This is a genomic window from Amycolatopsis bartoniae (assembly GCF_014191255.1).
Lineage (GTDB): Bacteria > Actinomycetota > Actinomycetes > Mycobacteriales > Pseudonocardiaceae > Amycolatopsis_E > Amycolatopsis_E bartoniae.
On the sequence record NZ_JACHWH010000007.1, the window covers coordinates 87,939 to 110,502 of the forward strand.

Annotated in this window: 25 protein-coding genes; 16 read left to right on the forward strand and 9 right to left on the reverse strand. The window is 72.0% G+C overall.

All coding sequences use genetic code 11. The features are described from left to right. Nucleotide 1: 1 nt before the first annotated feature. Entirely contained in the window at nt 2-556 is a 555-nt protein-coding gene (locus tag FHX82_RS27380; RefSeq protein ID WP_229881153.1) for a CAP domain-containing protein, read from the forward strand. A 45-nt stretch (nt 557-601) separates the two neighbouring features. On the opposite strand, the gene FHX82_RS27385 is transcribed toward FHX82_RS27380, so the two are convergent. Continuing rightward, on the reverse strand, nt 602-1,447 hold the full coding sequence (locus FHX82_RS27385) for a helix-turn-helix transcriptional regulator (RefSeq protein WP_145933398.1): 846 nt from the start codon (nt 1,445-1,447) through the stop codon (nt 602-604). Nucleotides 1,448-1,547: 100 nt separating this feature from the next. Between FHX82_RS27385 and FHX82_RS27390 the strand changes: the two genes are divergently transcribed. Beyond that, nucleotides 1,548-2,309 carry an SDR family oxidoreductase gene (locus tag FHX82_RS27390; protein ID WP_145933397.1) on the forward strand — a complete coding sequence of 254 codons (762 nt, stop codon included), beginning with the start codon at nt 1,548-1,550 and terminating at the stop codon, nt 2,307-2,309. Nucleotides 2,310-2,353: 44 nt separating this feature from the next. Here the strand turns inward: FHX82_RS27390 and FHX82_RS27395 are convergent, their stop codons facing one another. The 3 genes from FHX82_RS27395 to FHX82_RS27405 form a co-directional block, all read right to left on the reverse strand. After that, nucleotides 2,354-3,430 (reverse strand): DUF1996 domain-containing protein, encoded by a 1,077-nt coding sequence (locus FHX82_RS27395; protein WP_145933396.1) that lies wholly within the window; start codon nt 3,428-3,430, stop codon nt 2,354-2,356. A gap of 174 nt (nt 3,431-3,604) precedes the next feature. Next, nucleotides 3,605-4,033: a cupin domain-containing protein gene (locus FHX82_RS27400; protein WP_145933395.1), complete on the reverse strand. Its 429-nt coding sequence runs from the start codon at nt 4,031-4,033 to the stop codon at nt 3,605-3,607. An 83-nt stretch (nt 4,034-4,116) separates the two neighbouring features. Further along, nucleotides 4,117-4,554 (reverse strand): GNAT family N-acetyltransferase, encoded by a 438-nt coding sequence (locus FHX82_RS27405; protein ID WP_145933394.1) that lies wholly within the window; start codon nt 4,552-4,554, stop codon nt 4,117-4,119. 648 nt (nt 4,555-5,202) lie between these two features. Between FHX82_RS27405 and FHX82_RS27410 the strand changes: the two genes are divergently transcribed. Beyond that, nucleotides 5,203-5,700 (forward strand): MarR family winged helix-turn-helix transcriptional regulator, encoded by a 498-nt coding sequence (locus tag FHX82_RS27410; RefSeq protein WP_145933393.1) that lies wholly within the window; start codon nt 5,203-5,205, stop codon nt 5,698-5,700. Between the two features lie 17 nt (nt 5,701-5,717). After that, the gene (locus tag FHX82_RS27415; RefSeq protein WP_145933392.1) at nt 5,718-6,593 is read left to right on the forward strand and encodes an LLM class flavin-dependent oxidoreductase; all 876 of its coding nucleotides are present in this window, start codon (nt 5,718-5,720) and stop codon (nt 6,591-6,593) included. Here the strand turns inward: FHX82_RS27415 and FHX82_RS27420 are convergent. Further along, nucleotides 6,579-7,571: a hypothetical protein gene (locus FHX82_RS27420; protein WP_221216621.1), complete on the reverse strand. Its 993-nt coding sequence runs from the start codon at nt 7,569-7,571 to the stop codon at nt 6,579-6,581. The genes FHX82_RS27415 and FHX82_RS27420 overlap by 15 nt on opposite strands. A gap of 89 nt (nt 7,572-7,660) precedes the next feature. On the opposite strand from FHX82_RS27420, the gene FHX82_RS27425 reads away from it, so the two are divergent. Both FHX82_RS27425 and FHX82_RS37330 read left to right on the forward strand, forming a co-directional pair. Continuing rightward, on the forward strand, nt 7,661-8,605 hold the full coding sequence (locus tag FHX82_RS27425; protein ID WP_145933391.1) for an NADP-dependent oxidoreductase: 945 nt from the start codon (nt 7,661-7,663) through the stop codon (nt 8,603-8,605). Between the two features lie 131 nt (nt 8,606-8,736). Beyond that, nucleotides 8,737-8,907 carry an alpha/beta hydrolase gene (locus tag FHX82_RS37330; RefSeq protein ID WP_229881149.1) on the forward strand — a complete coding sequence of 57 codons (171 nt, stop codon included), beginning with the start codon at nt 8,737-8,739 and terminating at the stop codon, nt 8,905-8,907. 75 nt (nt 8,908-8,982) lie between these two features. Here FHX82_RS37330 and FHX82_RS27435 read toward each other — a convergent pair whose 3' ends face one another. Next, nucleotides 8,983-9,816: a helix-turn-helix domain-containing protein gene (locus FHX82_RS27435; protein WP_145933390.1), complete on the reverse strand. Its 834-nt coding sequence runs from the start codon at nt 9,814-9,816 to the stop codon at nt 8,983-8,985. Between the two features lie 118 nt (nt 9,817-9,934). On the opposite strand from FHX82_RS27435, the gene FHX82_RS27440 reads away from it, so the two are divergent. The 3 genes from FHX82_RS27440 to FHX82_RS27450 all read left to right on the forward strand — a co-directional run bounded on the left by FHX82_RS27440 (nt 9,935) and on the right by FHX82_RS27450 (nt 12,906). After that, nucleotides 9,935-10,999 (forward strand): aldo/keto reductase, encoded by a 1,065-nt coding sequence (locus tag FHX82_RS27440; protein ID WP_145933389.1) that lies wholly within the window; start codon nt 9,935-9,937, stop codon nt 10,997-10,999. A gap of 157 nt (nt 11,000-11,156) precedes the next feature. After that, on the forward strand, nt 11,157-11,978 hold the full coding sequence (locus tag FHX82_RS27445; protein WP_229881147.1) for an SGNH/GDSL hydrolase family protein: 822 nt from the start codon (nt 11,157-11,159) through the stop codon (nt 11,976-11,978). Between the two features lie 37 nt (nt 11,979-12,015). Continuing rightward, nucleotides 12,016-12,906: a hypothetical protein gene (locus FHX82_RS27450; protein WP_145933388.1), complete on the forward strand. Its 891-nt coding sequence runs from the start codon at nt 12,016-12,018 to the stop codon at nt 12,904-12,906. An 8-nt stretch (nt 12,907-12,914) separates the two neighbouring features. Here FHX82_RS27450 and FHX82_RS27455 read toward each other — a convergent pair whose 3' ends face one another. After that, nucleotides 12,915-13,844, reverse strand: a complete 930-nt coding sequence (locus FHX82_RS27455) for an undecaprenyl-diphosphate phosphatase (protein ID WP_145933387.1) — start codon at nt 13,842-13,844, stop codon at nt 12,915-12,917. Continuing rightward, nucleotides 13,841-14,479: a DedA family protein gene (locus FHX82_RS27460; RefSeq protein WP_229881144.1), complete on the reverse strand. Its 639-nt coding sequence runs from the start codon at nt 14,477-14,479 to the stop codon at nt 13,841-13,843. Before FHX82_RS27460 ends, FHX82_RS27455 begins: the two co-directional genes overlap by 4 nt. Nucleotides 14,480-14,579: 100 nt before the next feature. On the opposite strand from FHX82_RS27460, the gene FHX82_RS27465 reads away from it, so the two are divergent. The 4 genes from FHX82_RS27465 to FHX82_RS27480 all read left to right on the forward strand — a co-directional run bounded on the left by FHX82_RS27465 (nt 14,580) and on the right by FHX82_RS27480 (nt 18,223). Next, nucleotides 14,580-15,272, forward strand: a complete 693-nt coding sequence (locus tag FHX82_RS27465; RefSeq protein ID WP_145933386.1) for a response regulator transcription factor — start codon at nt 14,580-14,582, stop codon at nt 15,270-15,272. 2 nt (nt 15,273-15,274) lie between these two features. Then, nucleotides 15,275-16,528, forward strand: a complete 1,254-nt coding sequence (locus FHX82_RS27470) for a HAMP domain-containing sensor histidine kinase (protein WP_145933385.1) — start codon at nt 15,275-15,277, stop codon at nt 16,526-16,528. 98 nt (nt 16,529-16,626) lie between these two features. Then, complete coding sequence (locus FHX82_RS27475) at nt 16,627-17,520, forward strand: hypothetical protein (RefSeq protein ID WP_145933384.1); 894 nt, start codon at nt 16,627-16,629, stop codon at nt 17,518-17,520. 16 nt (nt 17,521-17,536) lie between these two features. Then, entirely contained in the window at nt 17,537-18,223 is a 687-nt protein-coding gene (locus FHX82_RS27480) for a hypothetical protein (protein WP_145933383.1), read from the forward strand. Nucleotides 18,224-18,244: 21 nt separating this feature from the next. Here FHX82_RS27480 and FHX82_RS27485 read toward each other — a convergent pair whose 3' ends face one another. Beyond that, nucleotides 18,245-19,270, reverse strand: coding sequence for a LacI family DNA-binding transcriptional regulator (locus FHX82_RS27485; RefSeq protein ID WP_145933382.1), 1,026 nt, complete (start codon nt 19,268-19,270; stop codon nt 18,245-18,247). A 97-nt stretch (nt 19,271-19,367) separates the two neighbouring features. Here FHX82_RS27485 and FHX82_RS27490 point away from each other — a divergent pair, with 97 nt between their 5' ends. From FHX82_RS27490 to FHX82_RS27500, 3 genes are read left to right on the forward strand one after another with little or no spacing between them, the layout of a single operon-like run. Beyond that, the gene (locus tag FHX82_RS27490) at nt 19,368-20,747 is read left to right on the forward strand and encodes an ABC transporter substrate-binding protein (RefSeq protein WP_145933381.1); all 1,380 of its coding nucleotides are present in this window, start codon (nt 19,368-19,370) and stop codon (nt 20,745-20,747) included. After that, nucleotides 20,744-21,685 carry a carbohydrate ABC transporter permease gene (locus FHX82_RS27495; RefSeq protein WP_145933380.1) on the forward strand — a complete coding sequence of 314 codons (942 nt, stop codon included), beginning with the start codon at nt 20,744-20,746 and terminating at the stop codon, nt 21,683-21,685. The genes FHX82_RS27490 and FHX82_RS27495 overlap by 4 nt, the downstream gene beginning before the upstream one ends. 3 nt (nt 21,686-21,688) lie before the next feature. Beyond that, on the forward strand, nt 21,689-22,561 hold the full coding sequence (locus tag FHX82_RS27500; protein WP_145933379.1) for a carbohydrate ABC transporter permease: 873 nt from the start codon (nt 21,689-21,691) through the stop codon (nt 22,559-22,561). Nucleotides 22,562-22,564 lie beyond the last annotated feature (3 nt).

Sequence of the window (22,564 nt, forward strand, 5' to 3'; positions counted from 1 at the left end):
GGTGCCCACGAGCCGCAAGCGAAAAAGACGGGACGGAACGGTCGCCCGGTTCCGCCCGCCCGAGGAGACCATGGACGTGGGCGTGCTGGGCAAACCGTCGAGGCCGGTGCCCGAAGCCGAGCTCGAACCGGCGGGTGATCCGTCGTTCCGGTCCGTGGTGGGCAGCACCGAGCACCAGCGCGCCGCCGAGGACGCCGTGGTCCGGCTGTCCAACGCGGCCCGCGCGCGGGCGGGGCTGCGGCCGCTGCGCTCCGACGAGCGCCTGCGGACCGCGGCCCGCGCGCACAGCAAGGACATGGCGCAGCGTGACTTCTGCGCGCACATCAACCCGGACGGGCGCACGCCCGGCGAACGGATGAGCGCCGCGGGCTATCCCGCGCCCGGCGCGGAGAACGTGGCCCGCGGCCAGGACTCGCCGCACAAGGTGGTGCAGGCGTGGCTCGACAGCCCCGGCCACCGGGCGAACCTGCTCAACCCGGAGTTCACCACCATCGGCGCGGGCGCCTACTACCTCGGCGACGGCGGCCCGTGCTGGACCCAGAACTTCGGCTACTGACCGCGGCGGGCTTCTCCGCCGTCCCCCAGGGTGCGGTGACCGCGGCTAGGACACCGTGTCGAAGCGCTCGTGGCCCAGTACGCCGAGCAGCTGCAGCTTTTCCGCCGCCGGGGTGCGGGGCGCCGCCGTGAGCACGAGCAGCAGCTGTGACTGGTCCTCGGTGAACAGCGCCTGGCAGTCCACCTCGATCTCGCCCAGCTGCGGGTGCACGAGCACCTTGTGGTCCTCGAAGCGTTTGGCGACCTCGTGGCGGTCCCACAGCCGGGCGAACTCGGGGCTGGTCTTCGTCAGCGTGCGCACCAGCTCCCCGGCGCGGGACTGCGGGCCCATCGCGCTGTGCACGGCGCGCAGATTCGCCACGAAGGCGCGGCTCTGGCGGTCGCGGTCGTGCTCCGGGTAGATCCGGCGCTCGGCCGGATCGGTGAACCAGCGGTAGATGTCGCTGCGCGCCCAGCCCGTGAAGTGCGACCGGTCGCCATAGAGGGCCTCGGCCATGCTGTTCTGCACCAGCACCTCGCCGAGGTTCGACAGGATCAGCGCGGGCGTGTCCGACAGCCGGTCGAGCACGCGCAGCAACGCGGGCGCCACGTGCGACGCCGCGGCCACCGGGGTGGGCGCGTTGCGGCCGGCGGTGCGGAACAGGTAGTCGCGTTCGTCGTCGGTCAGGCGCAGGGCGCGGGCGAGCGCCGCCAGCATCTGCTCGCTCGGCTGCGGGCCGCGCCGCTGCTCCAGGCGGGTGTAGTAGTCCGTCGACATCGCCGCCAGCGCGGCGACCTCCTCCCGCCGCAGGCCGGGCGCGCGGCGGCGCGGCCCCGCGGGCAACCCGACGTCCTCGGGCCGCAGCTGCTCCCGGCGGCGGCGCAGGAACGCCGCCAGCTCCGCACGATCCATGCCTCCAGTATCCGCGCCCGAGTCCGGCGAACCAGGGATCGCCGATCCCCCGATGAGTGCTCCCTGCCGCCGGACCGGCCCGGCCGCACAGACTCGAAGCATGAACATCAGCGGAAACACCATTTTCATCCCGGGATCCACCAGCGGCATCGGGCTCGCACTCGCGCAGCGGCTGCAGGCCGAGGGCAACACCGTCGTCATCGGCGGGCGCCGCACCGAGCTGCTCGAAAAGCTCGCCGCCGAGCACGGCTTCGACACCGTGCGGATCGACACCGCCGACGCCGGGAGCATCCGCACCGCGGCCGCCGAGGTCCTGCGCCAGCACCCGGACCTCAACGTGGTGATCGCGATGGCCGGCATCATGCGCGTTGAGGACTGGCACCACGCGGACGGCTTCCTGGCCTCGGCCGAGGAGGTCGTGACCACGAACGTGCTCGGCCCAATCCGGCTGATCGCCGCGTTCGTCGAGCACCTGCGGACCCGTCCGGACGCGACGATCGTGACCGTGTCCTCGGGGCTGGCGTTCGCGCCGCTCGCCGTCACGCCGAGCTACAACGCGAGCAAGGCCGCCATCCACATGCTCAGCGAGTCGGTGCGGCTGCAACTGGCCGACACGCCGGTGCGGGTCGTCGAGCTGGTGCCGCCGTCGGTGCGGACCGCGTTGCTGCCGGGCCAGGAGGAGAGCGAGTTCGCCATGCCGCTCGACGAGTTCGCCGACGAGGTGATCTCGCTCTTGGCCAGTGAGCCGGACGCGAAGGAGATCCAGGTGGAGCGAGTGAAGTTCCTGCGCTACGGCGAAGTTCGCGGCGACTACGACCAGGTGGTGGCCACGCTCAACGCCGCCGACCCGCACGGCAAGTGAGCCCGGCGGGGCGGGCGGCGCGCACACGCCGCCCGCCCCGGGGGTCACTCCTGGCAGGTCCGGCCGGTGTCGAGGCAGCCGACGACGCGGTTCATGATCTCCTGCGACATCACGTTGGCGAAGTCGTCGTGCTCGGACGCCGGGTTGTGGTGCTCCTCGGGGAACGAGTCTATTTTGTACTGTCCATTGAGCTGGATCTCCCGCGGGATGTCGTAGGTGAGGCTGACGCGCAGCTGGGGCACGGCCTCGAAACCCTGCGGGCACTGCCCGTCCGCGTCCGGGTAGACGATGTGGTCGCGGTGGTTGGCGCTGTCGGTGTGCTCGCCGTCCCAGCAGCTGGCGAAGTCGTGGACGCGCTTCACCCGGCTGCCTTCCGGGCAGATCGGGTACTTGTCGATCAGCCGGTCCTCGAAACCGGTGCAGGTGAACCCGGCCCTGGCGTTCTTGGGGCCGTTCGTGGAGACCTTCGCGTCGCCGAAGAGGATGCGCAGGAACTGCGGCATCGCCGTGACCTGGCCGGCCGGGCTGCCGAGGAACGTCAGCTCGACGGTGGCGGGCTGCTGGATCTCCCCGTCGTTGCCGGGCAGTTCGTTGTTCGCGTCCTGGGCGGGCAGCTCGCTCGCCACGGTCTGGTCCCCGGGTGCCGCGGCGGCGGAAGCGGCAGGCTCGCCGTCGCCGGTGTCGATCCGGACGACGGGCCAGAAGTACGCGGACTGGTCGCCGTTCTTGCAGGTCGTGCCGCCGGCGAGCAGGCTTTGGTCGGTGGAGTCGGCGTTGGTGGTGAGGTTGCCGACGTAGTCGTGCAGGTGCTGGGCGCCGTTCTTGACGCCCGGCTGGGCGATGAAGTTGTCGGGGTTGAAGTGCTGGTTCTCGTTCTTCCCGCAGTCGACGGTGAACGTCCCCGTCGACGCCCCGTCTCGCGGGGCGGGCGTGGCGACGTTGGGGGCGACGGTGGTGATGTCGACGAACTGGCTCTTGTCGACGGCGTCCGCGGCGGCTCGTCCCGGCTCTCCCGCCGTGACGGCGACGGCCGTGCCGCCGAGTGCGGCCGCGAGGGCCAGCACCGCCGTGGCGGCCTTCGTCCGTTTCGAGACGCGATGCCGCCCTGGGGCTGGGATCATCGGTTGCTCACCTCATCCGGTTCGCGGGGCGGCCGGCGACACGTCGCCGACCCGGCACCGGTCATCACGGACGTTCCCGGCACCGTGGTTCACCCGCGACCGCGGCGCCACCGTTCCGTCACCCGAGGTGGAGCACTCGCGCGTTCTCTTTGCCCGGTAAGGAAAATCCGGGGTTCACTCGCCCGGTTTCGCCACCGGGGCCCAGAGGCTGGGCAGGTTCACCACGATGCCCTCCTGGCTGCTGCGCGCGATGATCACCACGGCGTCCTCGTCGCCGGGGTTCTCCTCGCGGTGCGGCACGTACGGGGGCACGAAGATGTAGTCGCCGGGGCCGGTTTCGAGGCGGATCTCCTCCTCGCCGTCGGCGAAGACGAACACCGGGTGCCCGGACTTGACGTAGATGGCGGTCTCCGCCTCGCCGTGGTGGTGGTCGCCGGAGTTGGTGGCGGGGCCGACGTGCGTCTCGCCCATCCACACCTTCTCCGAGCCCACGGTCTTGCCCGAGACGGCTTCCAGCCGCCGCATACCACTGGTCTGCGTGGTGTCGCCGGACAGTTCGCCGCCCTTGATGTGGCGCAGCGGGCGGTGCCACTGATCGGTCATCGGGAGGTCCTTTCGGTTGTGCGGCGGCCTCACCCTAAGCGTCGAGCACCCCGTCTGGCGATCGCGAAGGGCGCCTGACGGCGTCAGAGCTGTTTCAGGTAGCGCGTGCTGTGTCCGGCCCAGTCCTGGTAGCCGAGGCTGCGGTAGAACGGGTGGGACTCGTTGCGGCTGCGCGAGCTGCTGACCTCCATCTTGATGCAGCCGAGCTCGCGGGCCTTCGCCTCGGCCGCCTCCACGAGCTGCCGCCCCACGCCCCGGCCCCGGCAGCCGGCGCTGACCACCAGTGCGACGATCCGCCCCCAGTAGCCCTCCCGCTCGAAGAAGGGCACCGCGATCACCGCGATCGTGCCCACCACCCGGCCGTCGAGCTCCGCCACCAGCGCGGCCCCGGTCTGCTCGCGGGTCCACCTGGCCAGCCGCGCCTTGACGACGTCCACCTCGTTGTCCGGATAGCCCAGCTCGACCAGCAGCGGGGCCACTTCGGCGGCGTCCTCGGGGGTGGCGGGGCGGAGGGAAACCATGCAACTGCTCCTTCTCGATCGACCGGCTCCCCCAGGAGACGGCCGACCGGACCCGCAGGTTGAGTGCGGACCTCGAATTCACGCCGCGAGTTCGAACCGCTTTCCGAGCCACTCGGTGATCTCGGCCGCGGCCAGTTCGTTGCCCGAGGGTTCCCCCTCCGCGATGGCGCCGCAGCGCACCGCGCCCGCGGGTCAGAGGTCGCGTCGCATCCCTGCTCGGGGCCAGTGGTCCAGGCCGCGCGCGGCTTCTTCCGCCCGGATTCCGCGCAGGCCAGGGCCGAGCTCGGCGTCGGTGAGGTAGCGGAACCCGCATCGCCGGTAGTAGGGCCCGTTCCACGGCACCTCGGTGAACGTCGTCAGCGTGCACCCACGCCCTGCCTGCTCGCTGGAACCCGCGCAGGGTTTCCAGTGTGGGCGGCTCGTCCTCGGCGACCGCCGTCATGCCGAGGTCGGCGAACGCCTCTCCGGCGGCGCGCTCGATCTCGCGGAGAACCGGCAGGTCCGCGTCCTGGCACCAGGGGGCCCGAACTCCTCCTCCGCGGGTCGGCGGCCTCGAAGTAGCCGCACAGCGGCTCGGTCCACTTCGGACAGTGCCGCCCGGGAACGCTGAGCACAGCACCTTCAAATTCGAAGCAGTACACTCCTGTCATGCCCGACTCCCCGCCGTCGCTCGATCCCGTGCAGCTCGGTGCCTACTTCGACCTCATCGAGGTGACCAGCCTGCTCCGGCACGCGGTCGAGCAGCAGCTGCGCGAGGCCGGCGACCTCAGCTACGTGCAGTTCCAGCTGCTGGCCCGGCTCGGGGACTCGCCGACGGGCAGCCACCGCATGACCGACCTGGCCGACGGCGTCGTCTACAGCCGCAGCGGGCTGACCTACCAGGCGGGGCTGCTCGAAAAGGCAGGGCTGGTCGTGCGGGCCCCCTCGCCGGACGACGAGCGGAGCATCACGGTCACCATCACCGACGCCGGGCGCGCGCTGCTCGCGCGGGTGCTGCCCGGGCACATCGAGGTCGTCAGCGGCCTGCTCTTCGAGCCGCTCTCGCGCGACGACGTCAAGACACTGGCCGCCCTGCTGGCGCCGGTGCGGGACCACATGCGCTCGGCGCCGCCCCGCTCGGCAGCGCCCCGGCGCCGCAAGAGCTGACCCGAACAGGAGCCGCCGTGCCACTGCCCGTGCTCTTCGGAGCCAACGTCGACCCGCTGGCGCTGCCCGGCGGCCGCTCGCTCCGGCAGGCGACGCTGATCGACCGGCTGGGCCTGGACCTGCTGACGATCCAGGACCACCCGTACCAGAGCGCGTTCGACGACACCTGGACGCTGCTCACCTTCCTGGCGGCGCGGACGAGCTCGGTCACCCTGGTGCCGACCGTCAGCTGCCTGCCGTTGCGCCCGCCCGCCGTGCTCGCGAAGGCCGCCGCGACCCTCCTGGACCGGCTCAGCGGGTCCCGCGTGCAGCTGGGCCTGGGCGCCGGGGCGTTCTGGGACGCGATCGCCGCGATGGGCGGCCCGCGCCGGACACCGGCCGAGGCCGTCGCCGCGCTCGAAGAGGCCATCGGCGTCATCCGCGCGATGTGGAGCGGGGACCGCAGCGTGCGCGTGCCGGGCGAGCACTACGCGCTGGCCGGCGTGCACCCGGGGCCCGCGCCGGGTGAGGCCCTCGGGCTCTGGCTCGGCTCCTACGGCCCGCGCACGCTCGCGCTCACCGGCGCCCGCGCCGACGGCTGGCTGCCCTCCCACGCCTACCTCGGCCTGGACGCGCTGCCGGCCGCCGTCGCCCGGCTGGACGCGGCGGCGGAGGACGCGGGCCGGGACCCGGCGAGCCTGCGCAAGGTCTACAACATCGCCGGCCGCGTCTCCGGCACGTCGTCGGCCACCTTCGACGAACCCGCGGACGTCTGGGCCGAGCGGATCGTCGAACTGGTCACGGAGGTGGGGATGAACGGCTTCGTGCTGTGGCCCCTCGACGACCACGAGCGGCAGTACGCGCTCTTCGCCGAGGAGGTCGTGCCCGCGGTCCGCGCCTCACTCCCGCGGTGACGCCAGCTGCCGCAGCAGCTGCTCGACGAGCCGTTCCTTGACGCCCGCCGGATCGACCGGCAACGCGTCGAGCGCGTTCGTGATGGCGCCGCGCAGGTCCGCGACGGGGTCGGCCGAGCCGCGCGGCACGAGCCGGGACCGCACCAGGACGCTGGTGGCGAACTCCCGGGGAGTGCGCCACGTGCGCAACGCGTCGAGCACCCCCTCCTCGAAGGCGGCGCGCGACAGGTCGTCGCCGTGCTGGTCACCGCCCACCGGCGTGGTCTCGGCGCGAACCCTGTCCTCCACCCACTGCTCCACCGGCTGGCGCCGCCAGTCCCGGCCGAAGACGTACTGCCGCCGCCCGCCGACGTCCACCGCCGCGACCTCGTGCAGCCCGGCGAGAGCGAGGTACCGCCGCCACCGGCCGGCGTCCTCGAAGACAGTGGCGGTGACCGCCCGGCCGCGGGTCCGCATCTCCTCCGCGATGGTGCGCCGGCTGATGAGGTCCAGCAGCGGTGAGGGCCGCTGGTGCCTGCCCGGCTGCATCGCGAACCGGCGGATGCCCAGGTGCTCCCCCGGCCCCAGCGGAGCGGCCGTCTCGACGTGGTCCCAGAGCGCCGCGACCACCGGGTCCGCGGCCCGGTCCCCGGGCAGCGGCGCCTCCAGCCCCAGGATGGCCATGAACCCGGCGGGCGTGGCGGAGCCCGCGTAGCGGTAGACGCGGAAGGCCCGCTCCTGGCGGTGCACCCAGTGCGCGACCGCGGCCGCCGACTCAGGACCTTCCGCCTCCTCGGCCATGCGCAGCACGTCGGGCACGTCGCCGGGCCGCAGCGGGGTGTCCCCGCAGGGCTGGAGAAGATGTTCCGCCACGCGGGCCGTGACCTGCGCGAACCGCGTCCGGAGGGCTTCGGGATCCGGATGGAGCGGCTCGTCGAAGCCGCCGAACTGGCCGGGAACGTCGTCCTCGGCCCGCCCCGCTGACGGAGTCGGTGGCACACGTCACTTGCTTTGAATTCGAAGCAGGCATACTCTGAGCAAGTGCTTCGAACTCGAAGCAAAGAACGAGACCGAAAGAGAGTCCTCCGATGAAGGCAGTGCGTTTCCACGAGTACGGCGAGCCCAGCGTCCTGCGTTACGAGGACGTGGCGCTGCCCGTCCCCGGCGCCGGAGAGGTCCGGGTCCGCGTCGCGGCCACGTCGTTCAACTCCGTGGACGGCAACATCCGCGGCGGCTTCATGCAGGGCCCCATCCCGGTGGTCCTGCCGCACACCCCCGGCCTCGACGTGGCCGGCACGGTCGACGCGCTCGGTGCGGGCGTCGACGGTCTCGCGGTCGGTGACCAGGTCGTCGGCTTCCTGCCGATGGACAAGCCCGGCGCGGCGGCGGAGTACGTGCTCGCCCCGGCCGAGGTCCTGACCACGGCGCCCACGAGCGTCCCGCTGGCCGACGCCGCCGCGCTGCCGGTGGTGGGCCTGACCGCGTACCAGGCGCTGTTCGACCACGGCAAGCTGACGGCCGGGCAACGCGTACTGATCAACGGCGCCGGTGGGGCGGTCGGCGGCTACGCGGTGCAGCTGGCGCACAACGCGGGCGCTTACGTCATCGCCACGGCCAGCCCCCGCAGCGCCGACGCCGTCAAGTCCGGCGGCGCCGACGAGGTCATCGACCACACCACCACCGACCTCACCGCGGCGGTGGCCGAGCAGGTCGACGTCGTGCTCAACCTCGCGCCGGTCGAGCCGGAGCAGCTGGCCGCGCTGGTCACCCTGGTCCGCCCGGGCGGCGTCGTCGTGAACACGACGGTGTGGATGCCCGCGCCCAGCGACGAGGAGCGCGGCGTGCGGGGCATCGACCTCTTCGTCCGCAGCGACGCCGAACAGCTCGCGGAGCTGGTGGCGCTGGTCGACCGCGGCGAGCTGCGGGTCGACGTCGCCCGGCGGGTACCGCTGGCCGAGCTGCCCTCCGTCCACGCCGACGCCGCCGCGGGCACGGTGGCGGGCAAGGTCGTCGTCCTCGCGCCCACCGCCTGAGTTCTCCGCCGAGAAGCCGAGGCGCTGGCCCCGATGGCCGCTGCGATGGCGGACGACGGCCCGCGGGTCAGGATGCGCTAGTACACCCAGCGGGGCTCGTCGCTGGGCTCGACGGGCCGGTCGCGCGGTACGTGTCCGCCAGCGGGGTGCCCTACGCGGCGCTGCGGTGGTTGCACGAGCACGCCTCTCAGCTGGGCGACGACCCCGCTCGCATCGGCGTCATGGGCGACAGCGCCGGAGGCGAGACGGCGGCGGCGCCGACGTCGCGCGCCGCGCCCTCGCCGACCGCGTCCGGGTGCTGAAGTCGGTGTGAGACCCGAGCGCGTTCGCCCGTCTTCCCGGAGACCGGCGAACGCGCTCCCGGTCAAACGGCGGAATCACCCCGCGCACAACCGGTCCAGGGCGGACTGGCTTTCCGCGTCCGCGGCGCGGAAGATCACCAGCAGCTGGTCCGGGTCCTGCAGGGGACGCAGCGTTTCGAACTGCACGGTGACCGCCCCGGCCTCGGGGTGGCGCAGCACCTTGTGCCCGCGCCCGTTGACCTTGACGTCCCGTTCGGCCCACAGCCGCGCGAACTCCTCGTTGCCCGCGGTGAACTCGGCGATCAGGTCGCCCAGCGCCCGGTCGTCCGGGTGCGCGGCCCACGCGGCACGCAGGTGGGCGATCCCCTCCCGCACCACGCGTTCGCGGTCGAGGTAGAACTCGCGCACCTTCGGGTGCATCAGGCACAGCCACATCGCGTTGCGGTGCGCCGGCGGCAGGGTGTCCGGATCCACCAGCAGCCGGGCCATTTCCGGGTTCCAGGCGAGGATGTCGTAGCGGTGGTTCAGCAGCATGGCCGGCAGCGGTGACAGGTCGGCGACCAGCCGCGCCAGCGACGGCGCCGCGCTGGTGGCCGGCTCGTCGGCGTCGCGGGGCCGCTGCCGGGCCAGGTCGAAGAGGTAGGCGCGTTCGTCGGGGGCCAGGCGCAGCGCCCGCGCCAGCCCCTCCAGCACGTCGGCCGACGGCCGCAGCCCGCGGGCCTGCTCCAGGCGCACGACGTAGTCGACGCTGACCCCGGCCAGTTCGGCCACCTCCTCGCGGCGCAGTCCCGGGGTCCGCCGGGCCTGCCGGCGCGCCGGGAGGCCGAAGTCACGCGGGTCCAGGCGCTCACGCCGGGTCCGCAGGAACGCGGCCAGCTCCTGGGTCCTGTCCACGATGGAGGTCGTCATGATCGCTCCAACAGCGCGGGTAGGACTCGTGTTCCCAGGAAGTTCCTTCCCTTACCCCCTGCTCGCGGCGGTTCCAGACTCACTTGCGACAAACGGATCACGAGCGCAGGAGGACACGATGTCGCTCACCCTCGACAGCTACCGGCTGCTGGGCCGCTCCGGGCTGCGGGTCTCCCCGCTGGCGCTGGGCACGGCGACCTTCGGCACCGAATGGGGCTGGGGCGCGGAGCGGGACGACGCACGCAAGCTGTTCGACACCTACGTCGAGCGCGGCGGCAACTTCATCGACACCGCCAACACCTACACCGGCGGCAGCGCCGAGCGCCTGCTCGGCGAGTTCGCCCGCGGCAACCGGGAAAGCCTGGTGCTGGCGACGAAGTACACGACGCTGCGCCGCCCCGGCGACCCGAACTCCGGGGGCGCGCACCGCAAAAGCCTGTTCACGTCGGTGGAAGCCAGCCTGCGGCAGCTGGACACGGACTACCTCGACCTGCTCTACCTGCACGTGTGGGACTTCACGACACCGGTCGAGGAGATCCTGCGCGGCCTGGACGACCTGGTGCGCCAGGGCAAGGTCCTGTACGTGGCGATGTCCAACGCCCCGGCGTGGGAGATCTCGCGCATGCAGGCGATCGCGGACCTGCGCGGCTGGTCGCCGCTGGTGGGGCTGCAGATCGAGTACAACCTGATCAACCGGGCCGCGGAACGGGACCTGATCCCCATGGCCCGGGCGATGGGGCTGGGCGTCACCCCGTTCTCCCCGCTGGCCGGTGGTCTGCTCACCGGCAAGTACACCCGCGCCGACCTGACCGCGGCGGACGCCGAACCCGCGGAAAGCGCCCGCAAGAGCTTCAACGCGGGCCTGGGCCTGGTGACCGAACGCAACCTCGCCATCGCCGAGGTGGTGCGGGAGGTCGCCGCGGAGCTGGGCCACACCCCCGCCCAGGTGGCGCTGGCCTGGACGCTGCGGAACCCGGGCGTGACGGCGCCGATCATCGGCGCCCGCACACTCGACCAGCTGGAGGGCAACCTGGGCGCGCTGGAGGTCGAGTTCAGCGCCGCCCAGCTGGCGCGCCTCGACGAGGTCAGCGCGATCGACCTCGGCTACCCGCACGACCTGCTCGCCGGTGATCACATCCGCGCCGTGACCCGCGGCGACCTGCGGATCGAAACCCGCCGCTGACGCCGGACCGCCCGCTACGCCGGACGTCCGGCGTAGCGGGCGGCGCACGACGGTACTGCCGGACAGAAGATCGGCCATCGCTTGACCCCGGCGCGGCCCGCGGCCGACACTCGCAACAGCGGTCCAGACCTTTTCCGCCGTCGTGGGAGGCCCTGTGGTGCGTCGTCTCGGTGTGGTGGTTTCCCTGCTGACGCTGGTCGCGGCCGGGATCGGCGGGCCCGCCGCCGAAGCCGCCGATGGCAGCGAGTACGTCGCGATGGGCAGTTCCTTCGCCGCGGGGCCCGGCATTCCCTCGCCGCAGGCCGGAAGCCCGTCGGCGTGCGCGCGGTCCGACCACAACTATCCGAGCCTCGTCGCCGGGCAGCTCGGGCTCGCGCTCACCGACGTCAGCTGCAGCGGCGCCACCACCGCCAACGTCCTCGACACCGGGCAGGCGGGCCAGCCGCCGCAGATCGACGCCATCGGCGCGGACACGAAGCTGGTCACGGCGACCATCGGCGGCAACGACGTGAACTACCTCGGCAGCCTGGGCACCTACTCCTGCCAGACCAGTGGTGGCACCGGCTGCGGCACCGTCGACCAGGGCGCGATCAACACGACTTTCGGGGACCTGCAGCGCCGCCTCGAAAACGTCGCGAACGCCGTCCACCAGCGCGCGCCGGGGGCGCGGATGGTGTTCGTCGAGTACCTGACCATCGTGCCACCCGGCGACGCCTGCGACGGCGTTCCCCTCACCGGCGACCAGCTCGCCTTCGAGCGCGGCATCGCCACCCGGCTGGCCGACTTCACCCGCGCCGCGGCGGCGAGCACCGGTTCCGAGGTCGTCGAGGTGACCGGCGCCAGCGAAGGCCACGACTCCTGCTCGGCCGACCCGTGGGTCGAGAAGTACACCGTCCCGGCGGGACGCAGTTCCTACCACCCGAACGAAGCCGGGATGGCGGCCGTGGCCGGTCTGGTCGAAGACGCGCTGGCACGGTAGGCCAGCTCGCCTGACGGGTCCGGCTAGGCTCGGGGTCATGACCCACGCGGCGCCGAACCCGGGCGGTTTCGATCCGTTCTTCCGGCTGCGCAAGGAAGAACAGGTGGCGGAGTCGCGGCGGGGCGCGGGTGAGCCGAACCCCGGCGAGCACGACGAGCCGGTGGAGGCCGGGGCGGGCGAGGAGCTGGTGGCGGAGGGCCCGTTCTCGCTGGACCGGCTGCGCGCGCACCAGGACGCCCGCGCCGCCGGGGACGGCGAGGCGCTGCGGGAGGTCGCCACGGATCTGGCGCAGCTGCTCGACCTGACGCGCGACCACATCAAGGAGACCGGGAAAGGCGTGTCCCGGCAACGGGTGCGGGCCGCGTTCCCGAAGTACCGGTCCGCGTTGGAGCTGCCGTTCGGGGAGGCGGCGGAGTTCCTGGGGCTGGCGCCGGACCGCGTCGGGGACGTGCAGCGGGCACTGGCCCGGGACGGCGGCGTCGCCCCGGCGCACCGGCACCAGGCGCTCAAGGACGTCGACTCACTGCGGGCGCGGCTGCACCAGGCCGTGGCGGCGGGCGACCACGCCGCTCTGGACGAGCTGCTGGACTCCGTCTCGCGGCTGGCGGTGCTGGAAGTCACGGGCGGCCCGGTGGTGAGGGACGTCGTGCGAGCCGGTTTCGCGGCGCTGGCGATGTTCGCTTTGCGGGATCCGGAGCCCCCGCGAGCCGGGGAGGTCTGGCACCGGCGGCTGGTGGCGAGTTCGACGCAGCCGGAGGGCCACGCACGGAGGGTCCTGCCGGCCGTCCGCAGCTGCGCCGCCCGCGTGGTGACGCTCCGGCTCGACTGGCCGGAGAAGGAGCAGTACTGGGCCCTGCTGGCGCAGGACACCCCGGATCCGGCACGGCTGGCGGCTTTCGCGCCGCCGTTTTCCGGTTCTGCTCGATGATTTTCCGCTCACGCCAGTGAAAGCCACAGCACTCCGGCGAGGCCGGCCAGTCCACAGTAGACCGCGAACGGGGTCAGGGTGCGGGTGTGGAAGTACCGGGTCAGGAACCGCACGGCCAGGTAGGCCGTGACGAACGACGCGAGGCTGCCGGCGAGGATCGGGCCGTGGATGCCGGCGCCGAGCGGGCCCGTCAGGTCGGGGATCTTCAGCGCACCCGCGGCCAGGATCACCGGCGTGGCCAGCAGGAACGAGAAACGCGCCGCGTCCTCGTGGGACAGACCACGGGTCAGGCCGGCCACCATCGTGGCCCCGGAGCGGCTGATTCCCGGCAGCAGGGCCAGGATCTGCGCCGAACCGATCAGCACGCCCCGGCCGAACGACAGCCGCGCCAGGCGGTCGTCCGGTGACTCCTCCACCTTGGGCAGTACGACGGTCCGTGTGCCCGTCACCGATGCGTCCACAGTGGACGTGTCGACGACCTCGGCGCGGCGCCGGAGCCGTTCGCCCAGGTACAGCACGATCCCGTTCACGATCAGGAAGATCGCCGAGGGCAGCGGTCTGCCCAGCACGGTCCGGAAGAGGTGTTCCAGCAACAACCCGGCGATCCCGACCGGAATGGTGGCGAGGATGATCAGCCAGGCGAGCCGTTCGGCCGGGGTTTCGACCCGCCGGTGGCGGACCGACGTGAGGAAACCGCCGATGATGCGGGCCCAGTCACGCCGGAAGAACACCAGCAGCGCCGCCGCGGTGGCCACGTGCAGGCCGACGATGAACGCGAGGTACGGCGACTCCGGCGCGGACACGTCGAGGTCACGCGCCCACTGCCCGCCGACGAGCGCGGGGACGAGCACGCTGTGCCCGAGGCTGGACACGGGGAACAGCTCGGTGACGCCCTGGAAGGCGCCGACGACGACGGCTTCGAGATAGCTGAGGCTCATCGGGTCTCCCCCACCTTGCGCCGCGCCCGCCACAGCTCACGGGCGACGGGTACGAGCGACAGCAGCACGATCACGCCGATGATCGGCAGCAGGTAGGTGTCGATGCCCGGAATCCGGCTGCCCAGCAGGTACCCGGCCGTCGTGACGCCGAGCGACCAGATCAGTCCCCCAACCGCCTGCCACAGGGTGAACGTGCGCGCCGGCACCCGGAGTGCCCCGGCCAGCGGGTTGAGCACGGTCCGCACCAACGGGATGAACCGGGCGAGCACGACGGCCTTGCCCACGCCGTAGCCGTCCAGGGCTTCCCGTGCCCGCGCGGTCGCAGCCTGCAACCGCGGCCGGCCGGGACGGTCGAGCAGTGCTGGTCCCGCCCGGCGCCCGATCAGGTAACCGGTCTGGGCGCCGAGCAGCGCACCGGCGGCGGCCGCGACGAGCACCCACGGCAGCGACAGGTGCAGCGTGGCGTCCGCCGTGGTCGCGCAGAGCAGGCCGGCGGTGAACAACAGCGAGTCGCCGGGCAGGAAGAACCCGATCAGCAGACCGGTTTCGGCGAACAGGACGAGCGCCACCCCCAGCGGGCCGAAGGTGGCCAGCAGGCTGTGCGGGTCCAGGGGGTTCAGGGCGAGAACGAACACGAACGCAGTCTCGCCCGCCCTGGGTTAGCGGACGGCCAACCGGCGGTAAGCGCAGGCTCATCGCTGGGCGGGCGCCGACTTCGGCGTTTACCCTGCGGTCATGGCGCGGCTGCTACTGGTGGAGGACGACGAGACGATCGGGCGGGTGCTCGATTCGAGCCTGCGCCGGCACGGGTTCTCCGTGCGGTGGGAGCGGACGGGTCGCGGCGGGCTGGGCGCGGCGGCCGGTCAGGACTTCGACCTCGTGCTGCTCGACCTGGGCCTGCCCGACCTCGACGGGGTCGAGGTGTGCCGCAGGCTGCGGGCGGGCCAGCCGCAGACGGTGCTGGTGATCCTCACCGCGCGGCAGGACGAGATGGACGTGATCGTCGGGCTGGAGGCCGGTGCGGACGACTACCTCACCAAGCCCGTGCGCCTCGGTGAGCTGCTCGCCCGCGTGCGCGCGCACCTGCGCCGGGGCGCGGCCGCGGCGTCCGGTGAGCTCGAGGTCGGTCCACTGCGGATCGACGTGCCGGCGCGGCGGGTGTACCTCGACGGCACCGAGGTTCCGTTGCGGGCCAAGGAGTTCGACCTGCTGGCCCGGCTCGCCGGGAGCCCGGGCGCCGCGGTCAGCCGCGACGAGCTCATGACCGACGTGTGGGACGCGCACTGGTACGGCTCGACCAAGACGCTCGACGTGCACATCGCCGCCCTGCGCCGGAAACTCGCCGACGCCGCGCCCTCGGAAGCACGAGTGCCCCGGATCTCGACGCTGCGCGGGCACGGTTACCGGCTCGAACGCCCCGGGGAGTGACGATGCGCAGGAGGATCGTCGCGTTGACGGTCGCCGCGGCGATGCTGGCCATCAGCCTGTTCGGGCTGCCGCTGGCGGCCGGGGTGGCGAAGTACTACCTCGACGACGAGCGCGGCGAGCTCGAACGGGCCGCGGACGCGACCGCGCTGGCGGTGGCCGACCCGCTCGCCGACGACCCGGCGTCGGTGCGGGTGCCCAGCGCCGGGCTGGCCGTCTACGCCCCGGACGGGCGGCTGCTCGCCGGGGACGGGCCGTCCACGGCGGACACGGTGGTGCGGCGGGCGGCCGGCGGGAGCCCGGCCCGCGGCGACGGCGGCGGCGAGCTCACCTTCGCGGTCCCGGTGACCGACAACCACGTGTTCGTCGGTGTCGTGCGCGCGGCGACCCCGCGCACCGAGGTGTACCTGCGCACCGGCGCGACCTGGCTGGTGATGGCCGGGCTGGCCGCCGCCGCGCTCGCTCTCACCTGGCTGGTGGCCCGCCGGATGGCCGCCCGGCTCGCGCGCCCGCTGGAGCAGCTCGCCGTCGCGGCGCGCCGGCTCGGCGAAGGCGACGTCACGGTGCGGGCCCCGACCGCGGGCGTGCCCGAGATCGACGCCGTCGGCTCGGCCCTGGACACGACGGCCGGGCGGATCGGCGGGATGCTCGAACGTGAACGCGCCTTTTCCGCCCACGCCTCTCACCAGCTGCGCACGCCGCTGGCCGGGCTGCGCCTCCAGCTCGAAGCCGCGCTGGACTCCCCCGGCGCCGACCTGTCCGCCGCCGTCGCCGACGGCATCGCGACCGCCGACCGGCTGGAGCGCACGATCGACGACCTGCTCACCCTCGCCCGCGGCACCAGCACCGCCCCGGCCGCCGACCTGGACAAACTGCTCACCGAGGTCGGCGACGGCTGGCGCGGGCTGCTCGCCGCGCAGGACCGGGAGCTGCGCGTGACCGCGGACGGCGCCCCGGCGCCGCGCGCGGCCGAGGCCGCCGTCCGGCAGATCCTCGCCGTCCTGCTGGACAACGCGCTGACCCACGGTCGCGGCACGGTGACCATCACTGCCCGCGACGCCGGGGAGGTGCTGGCCGTCGACGTCGCCGACGAGGGCCCTGGCATTCCCGACGACGTGGACGTGTTCCGGCGCCGCGCCGGTTCGGGCAGCGGGATCGGACTCGGGCTCGCGCGCAGCCTCGCGGAGGCGGAAGGAGGGCGGCTCTGGCTGTCCCGGCCCGCGCCGCCCACCTTCACCCTGCTGCTGCCGACCCGCTGAGCCACCAGCACGGCCCGCCCGTGAGGGCTATCCCGAACTTCCGCCGCCGGGCGCGGCGGTGACGACCACGCGCCCGGCTGCGGTCGTACCTTCTCCTCGTGAGCTTTCCGATCGACCCCGGCGCGTACCAGGTGCTGGACAACCCACTGGGCCGCGACACCTCCTGGAGCGCCGCCACCTGCGAGCCGCCCGTCCGCTGGCGCGAGCACTGGCACGAGCACGACCGGTTGCTCACCCTGTCGCAGCACGACGAACACGCCGCGATCTACCTCGACGAGGACGTCAACCGCAACGGCACGCGGTGGCTGCTGGGCTACGTGAGCGACATCTGGCGGTACAGCAAGGCCACCTACGGCGGCACGTTCGGGCCGGACGCCCGGCTGTACTCGATCCACCACGGCCACCGGTACTCCGGCGGCCACCCGGGCTACCACACCGACGCCTCGCACGACCACCGCAACGTCAGCGACTGCGGGCCGGGGCCGTGGACCGAGCGCCACGACGGCGCGTTCGACCTGCCCAGCCACGAGATCGCGCACGTCGTGGAGTCGGTGAACAACGGCGTCCAGGGCTCCCCCGCCTTCGGCATCTGGGGTGACTCGAAGTGGGCCGAGTTCTTCCAGTACGACCTGTACGTGGCGCTGGACCTGCCCCGGCACGCCCGGCGGCTGCGCGCGGACTTCACGAAGGGCAGCGATGACTTCCCGCGCCCGGGCACCCACTGGTTCCGCGACTGGTTCCATCCACTGTGGACCGACGGCGGCCACGCGAAGGTGATGGTCTCCTTCTTCCGTCTGCTGGCCCAGCACTTCCCCACCGAAGGCGGAACGCGGTACCGCGGGCAGCTGAACTGGGGCGAGTACGTCCACTTCACCAGCGGCGCCGCGGGCGCGGACCTGCGGCCGCTGGCCAGGCGCGCCTTCGGCTGGCCGGACGAGTGGGCCGCGCAGTTCGAGCAGGCGCGCGCCGACTTCCCGTTGATCGACTACTAGGACGGACCGAGTTTCGATGGACCCCTCCCGTTGTGTGGTGCTGGTGCCGGTGGGCAGCCACGTCGAGCCCGAGTGCGCCAGGGGCCTCGGCCAGCTGGAGGCCCGCGGCTACCAGGTGCGCCAGGTCTCCGGGTACGCCGCGATCGACCAGGGCCGCAGCCAGATGGCCACCGACGCGCTCGCCGACGGCTTCGACGAGCTGCTGTGGATCGACTCGGACATCGGCTTCACCGCCGACGCGGTGGAGATGCTGCGCGAGCACGAACTGCCGATGGTGTGCGGGATCTACCCGAAGAAGGGGCTGCGCGCGCTGGCCTGCCACCTGCTGCCGGAAACCGAGCGCGTGCTGTTCGGCGAGGGCGGCGGGCTGATGGAGATCCTTTACGCCGCAACGGGTTTCCTGCTCACCCACCGCGAGGTGTACGAGAAGATCCAGGTGCACGAACAACTCCCGGTGTGCAACGAGCGCTTCGGCCGCCCGTCGGTGCCGTACTTCCTGCCGATGATCATCCCGGACGGCGGGGGCAGCTGGTACCTCGGCGAGGACTACGCGTTCTCCGAGCGGGCGCGCCGCACGGGCTTCCAGGTGATGGCCGACACCCGCATCCGGCTCGAACACGTGGGACGGCACGGCTACTCGTGGGAGGACGCGGGCAGCGACAAGCGCCGGTACGCCACGTACAACTTCAGCGTGCGGCGCTGACTGCCGCGCCCGGAAACCCGGTCACTCCCGCTTCGGCCGGGTTTCCGTGCTTTCCCTCGGGATCAGCGCGTGCGGCGCGATGAACTCCTCCGCCGGCAGCGACGGGTCCTCGATCCGCGCGGCGAGGCGGGACACCGCGGTGCGGGCGATGAAGGGCGTGTCCAGCGACACCGTGCTCAGTGACGGCCGCGAATACCGGCCCTCTTCGATGTCGTCGACGCCGATGACCGCCACGTCCTCCGGGACCCGCAGCCCCGCGTCGAACACCGCGCGGATCGCGCCCATCGCCAGCAGGTCCGAATAGCAGAAGATCGCGTCGGGCCGGGGCGAACCACGCAGTAAGGACACGGCGGCCGCGTACCCGTCGGCGCGGCCGTAGTGGGCGGCCGTGCGCTCCAGCGCGTTCACCGGCTCCAGCCCGCGTTCCCGCAGCGCCTTGCGGAACCCCTCCGTGCGCTGCAGCGGCGTCGAGTATGTCTCCTTCGGCTGCGCGCCGATCGCCGCGATGCGGGTGCGGCCGCGGTCGAGCAGGTGCGAGGTCGCGTCGTGGGCCGCGACGACGTTGTCGATCGCCACGTGGTCGAAGCGGTGGTCGAAGACGTGCTCGCCGAGCAGGATCAGCGGGGACGACCGGGCCGGGTCCACGTCGCGCAGCTCGTCGCGGGTCGCCAGTGGCGCGAACAGCATCCCGTCGAACAGGTTGCGCCGGCCCCCGCCGCGCAACAGCTGGCGTTCCCGCTCGTGGTCGTGCCCGGTCTGGTCGATCATCACCTGGAACCCGAGGTGACCGGCGGCGTCGATGACCTCGCGGGCGAGCTGGCTGAAGTACGGCACGTCGATCTCGGGCACCACCAGCGACAGCAGGCCGGTCTTCCCGGTGCGCAGCGTCCGCGCCACCGGGTTCGGGATGTAGCCGAGCTCGTCGATGGCCCGGAGCACGCGCTGGCGCATCTTGTCGCTCACGTGCTCGTAACCGCTGACGACGTTCGACACGGTGCGCACGGAGACCTCCGCCCGATCCGCGACGTCCCGCAGCGTGACCGCCATGTCACTCCCTTCGTCGACCCGTCATCGTAGCGTTTGCAACGTGCGCAAGCATGCCGTATCTTTTGCGCACGTTGGCAAACTCGCACAAAGGAGTGCCATGAAGCCCATTTCCCGGCAGGGAGGACGCCTGCTCCCCCGCCGCGGCGCCACCCTGGCCGCCGCGGCCCTGCTCGTCGCCGGGCTGACCGCCTGTGGCCCGGACATCGGCTCCGGCAGCGGCTCGACCGCGAACGGTGCGGTGCTGCAGGCCCCGGCCGAGGACTCGCCGAAGGGCGAGATCACGATCTGGGACCGCTCCGGCGACCTGTTCAAGGTCTTCGACGCGGCGATCAAGAAGTTCACCGAGAAGTACCCGGGCGTCACCGTCCACCACGAAGCCGTCGACATCGACTCCAAGCTCCAGAACACGCTGATCACCGGCACCGACGTGCCCGACGGCGTCTTCCTGGACGACGCGAAGGTCGGCGGGTACGTCGACCACCTGTGGAACCTCAAGGACGTGCTCGCGCCCTACGTCAAGGACATCGCGAAGCAGAAGGTCGACGTCAACACCGTCAACGGCGGTATCTACGGCGTGCCGTTCGACCTCGACCCCGGACTGCTGTTCTACAACGCGAAGGCGCTGAGCGCGGCCGGGATCGATCCGAACGGGATCAAGACCTACGACGACCTGCTCGCCGCGGCGAAGAAGTACCAGCAGTACAAGCCCGGCGCCAAGCCGATCCATCTGGAGCAGGACAGCTTCAACAGCCAGCTCCAGCTCGAAATGTACGCCAGCCAGCTCGGCACCAGCCTGGCGGACGCGAACGGCACGCTGCGGCTGGACTCCGCGCCGTACCACCAGATCCTGACCTGGCTCGACACGGTGCGGAAGGAGGGCCTCGGCACTCGCGCGGAGTACCTCAAGCCCAGTGACGTGGGCGCGCTGGACTCCGGTGACGAGGTCTTCTACCCGTGGGCGATCTGGTTCGACTACGCCCCCCAGCAACAGCTGACCGCGACGAAGGGCGACTGGCGCGCGATGCCGTTGCCCGCGTGGTCCGCCGGCGGCGCACGCGGCGGCGCGATGGGCGGCTCGTCGTTCGTGATCCCCAAGGACAGCAAGAACCCGCAGCTGGCCTGGCTGTTCTACCGGTTCCTGACGTTCGACCAGGCCGGCTACACCGCCGTCTACGGCCCGAACTCCGTCTACCCGGGCGGCACGAACACGTCCATCCCGGCCTACGGCCCGGCCGCCGATCCGGCGAAGCCGCTGTTCAAGCCGATCGACGGGATGGGCGGCCAGGATCTGTGGCAGACCGCCGTCGAAGCGGGCCGGCAGATTCCGGGTGGCGCGCCGCTCCCGGTCTGGTGGTCGGGCGCGGTCGACTACCTGGGCACCGACCTGCAGAAGATGCTGGACGGCAGCATGACCCCGCAGCAGGTCATCGACCAGGCGAGCAAGGACATCCAGACGAACCTGATCGAGCGCAAATGACCACGAGGCCCGTGCCGGCGACGGTGTTCCGGGAAACGACCACGCCTCCCGCGGTGGAGGCGTCACGGCGAAGGCGCACTTCGCCGTGGCGCCGCCGCCTCGCGCCGTACGCGTTCGTCCTGCCGTTCGTGCTGGTGTTCCTCGCGTTCGGCGTCTACCCGCTGTTCTTCACGCTGCGCCTGAGCTTCACCGACTGGCACGGTTCGGGCGCCGCGCAGTGGGTCGGCTTCGGCAACTACCGCTACCTGCTGACCAACGGCGCCTTCTGGTCGTCCCTGGGCAACTCCGGGGTGCTGTGGCTGCTGGTCGTGCCGGTGCAGCTGGTGCTGTCGGTGGTCGTCGCGGTGCTGCTGGGCGCCATCAAGCGGATGCGCGGCTTCTACCGGGTGGCGTTCGTCGTGCCGTTCGTGACACCGCTGGTGGCGGTCGCCCAGATCTGGGTCGTGCTGTTCGACCAGAACTACGGTCCGGTGAACGCGGTGCTCCGCGCGCTCGGCCTGCCCCCGGTCGGCTGGCTCGTCACCAGCGGGTGGGCCAAGCCGACGCTCGCGCTGCTGTTCATCTGGAAGACAACCGGTTTCGTGGTGCTGATCATCCTTTCCGGACTTCAGCAGATCGATGGCGGGCTGTACGAGGCGGCGTCGCTCGACGGCGCGGGCCGGGTGCGGCAGCTGTGGAGCATCACCGTGCCGCTGCTGCGCCGCTCGGTGATGTTCAGCGTGGTGCTGCAGACGCTGGCGGTGTTCCAGATGTTCACCGAGCCGTACGTGGTGACGAAGGGCGGGCCCTACAACTCGACCACGACGGCAGGGCTCTACCTCTACAACCACATCACCCGCGCGGATCTCGGCACCGGAGCGGCGAACTCGTTCCTGCTGGTGATCGTGGTGATGGCGGTGTCGCTGCTGTTCGTCCGGCTGCTCCGAGCGGAGGACTGACCCGTGACCACTCTCGACGTCCGCGGCCGGCGGACCGGGCGTCCGCTGATCGGCTCGCACGTGTTCCTGCTCGTGGTGACCGTGGCCCTGCTCGCGCCCGTGGTGTGGGCGCTGCTGTCCGCGTTCAAGCCGGCGGACGAGATCGTCCGGCACCCGCTCGTCTTCGACCCGGCGCACCTGACGTTGGCCAACTTCCGCGGGATGTTCCAGGACGTGCCCCTCGGCAGCGGCTTCGTCAACACCGGCGTCGTGCTGGTCTGCAAGGGCGCGATCACGATGTTCTTCGCCCCGCTGGCGGCCTACGCGTTCGCGAAGTACCGCTTCCGCGGCCAGAACCTGATCTTCGGCGCCGTGCTGCTGACGCTGATGCTCCCCACGATCGTGCTGATCATCCCGCTGCTGCTGGAGATGAAGGAGCTCGGCTGGGTGAACACCTACCAGGCGCTGATCCTGCCCGGTTCGGTCGACGCCTTCGCGATCTTCTGGATGCGCCAGGTGATCGCGGCGGTGCCGGACGAGCTGCTCGACGCCGCCCGCGTGGACGGCTGCGGCGAGTTCGGCATCTTCTGGCACGTGATCCTGCCGGCGATCCGGTCGGGCCTGGCGGGGCTCGGGGTGCTGACGATCATGAACATCTACAACGACGTCGTGTGGCCGGTGGTGGCGGCCAGTTCGAGCCGGATGGCCACCCTCCAGGTGGTGCTGGTGACGCTGGCCCAGAACATCTCGGGCCACAAGGTGGGCGCCGACTACGCGACCATCACCGGTGAGCTGCTCGCCGCCGCGTCGATCGCGCTCGTCCCGCTGCTGATCCTGTTCATCGTGCTGCAGAAGCACTTCATCAACGGCATCCTCGCCGGAAGCGTAAAGGGCTGAGAC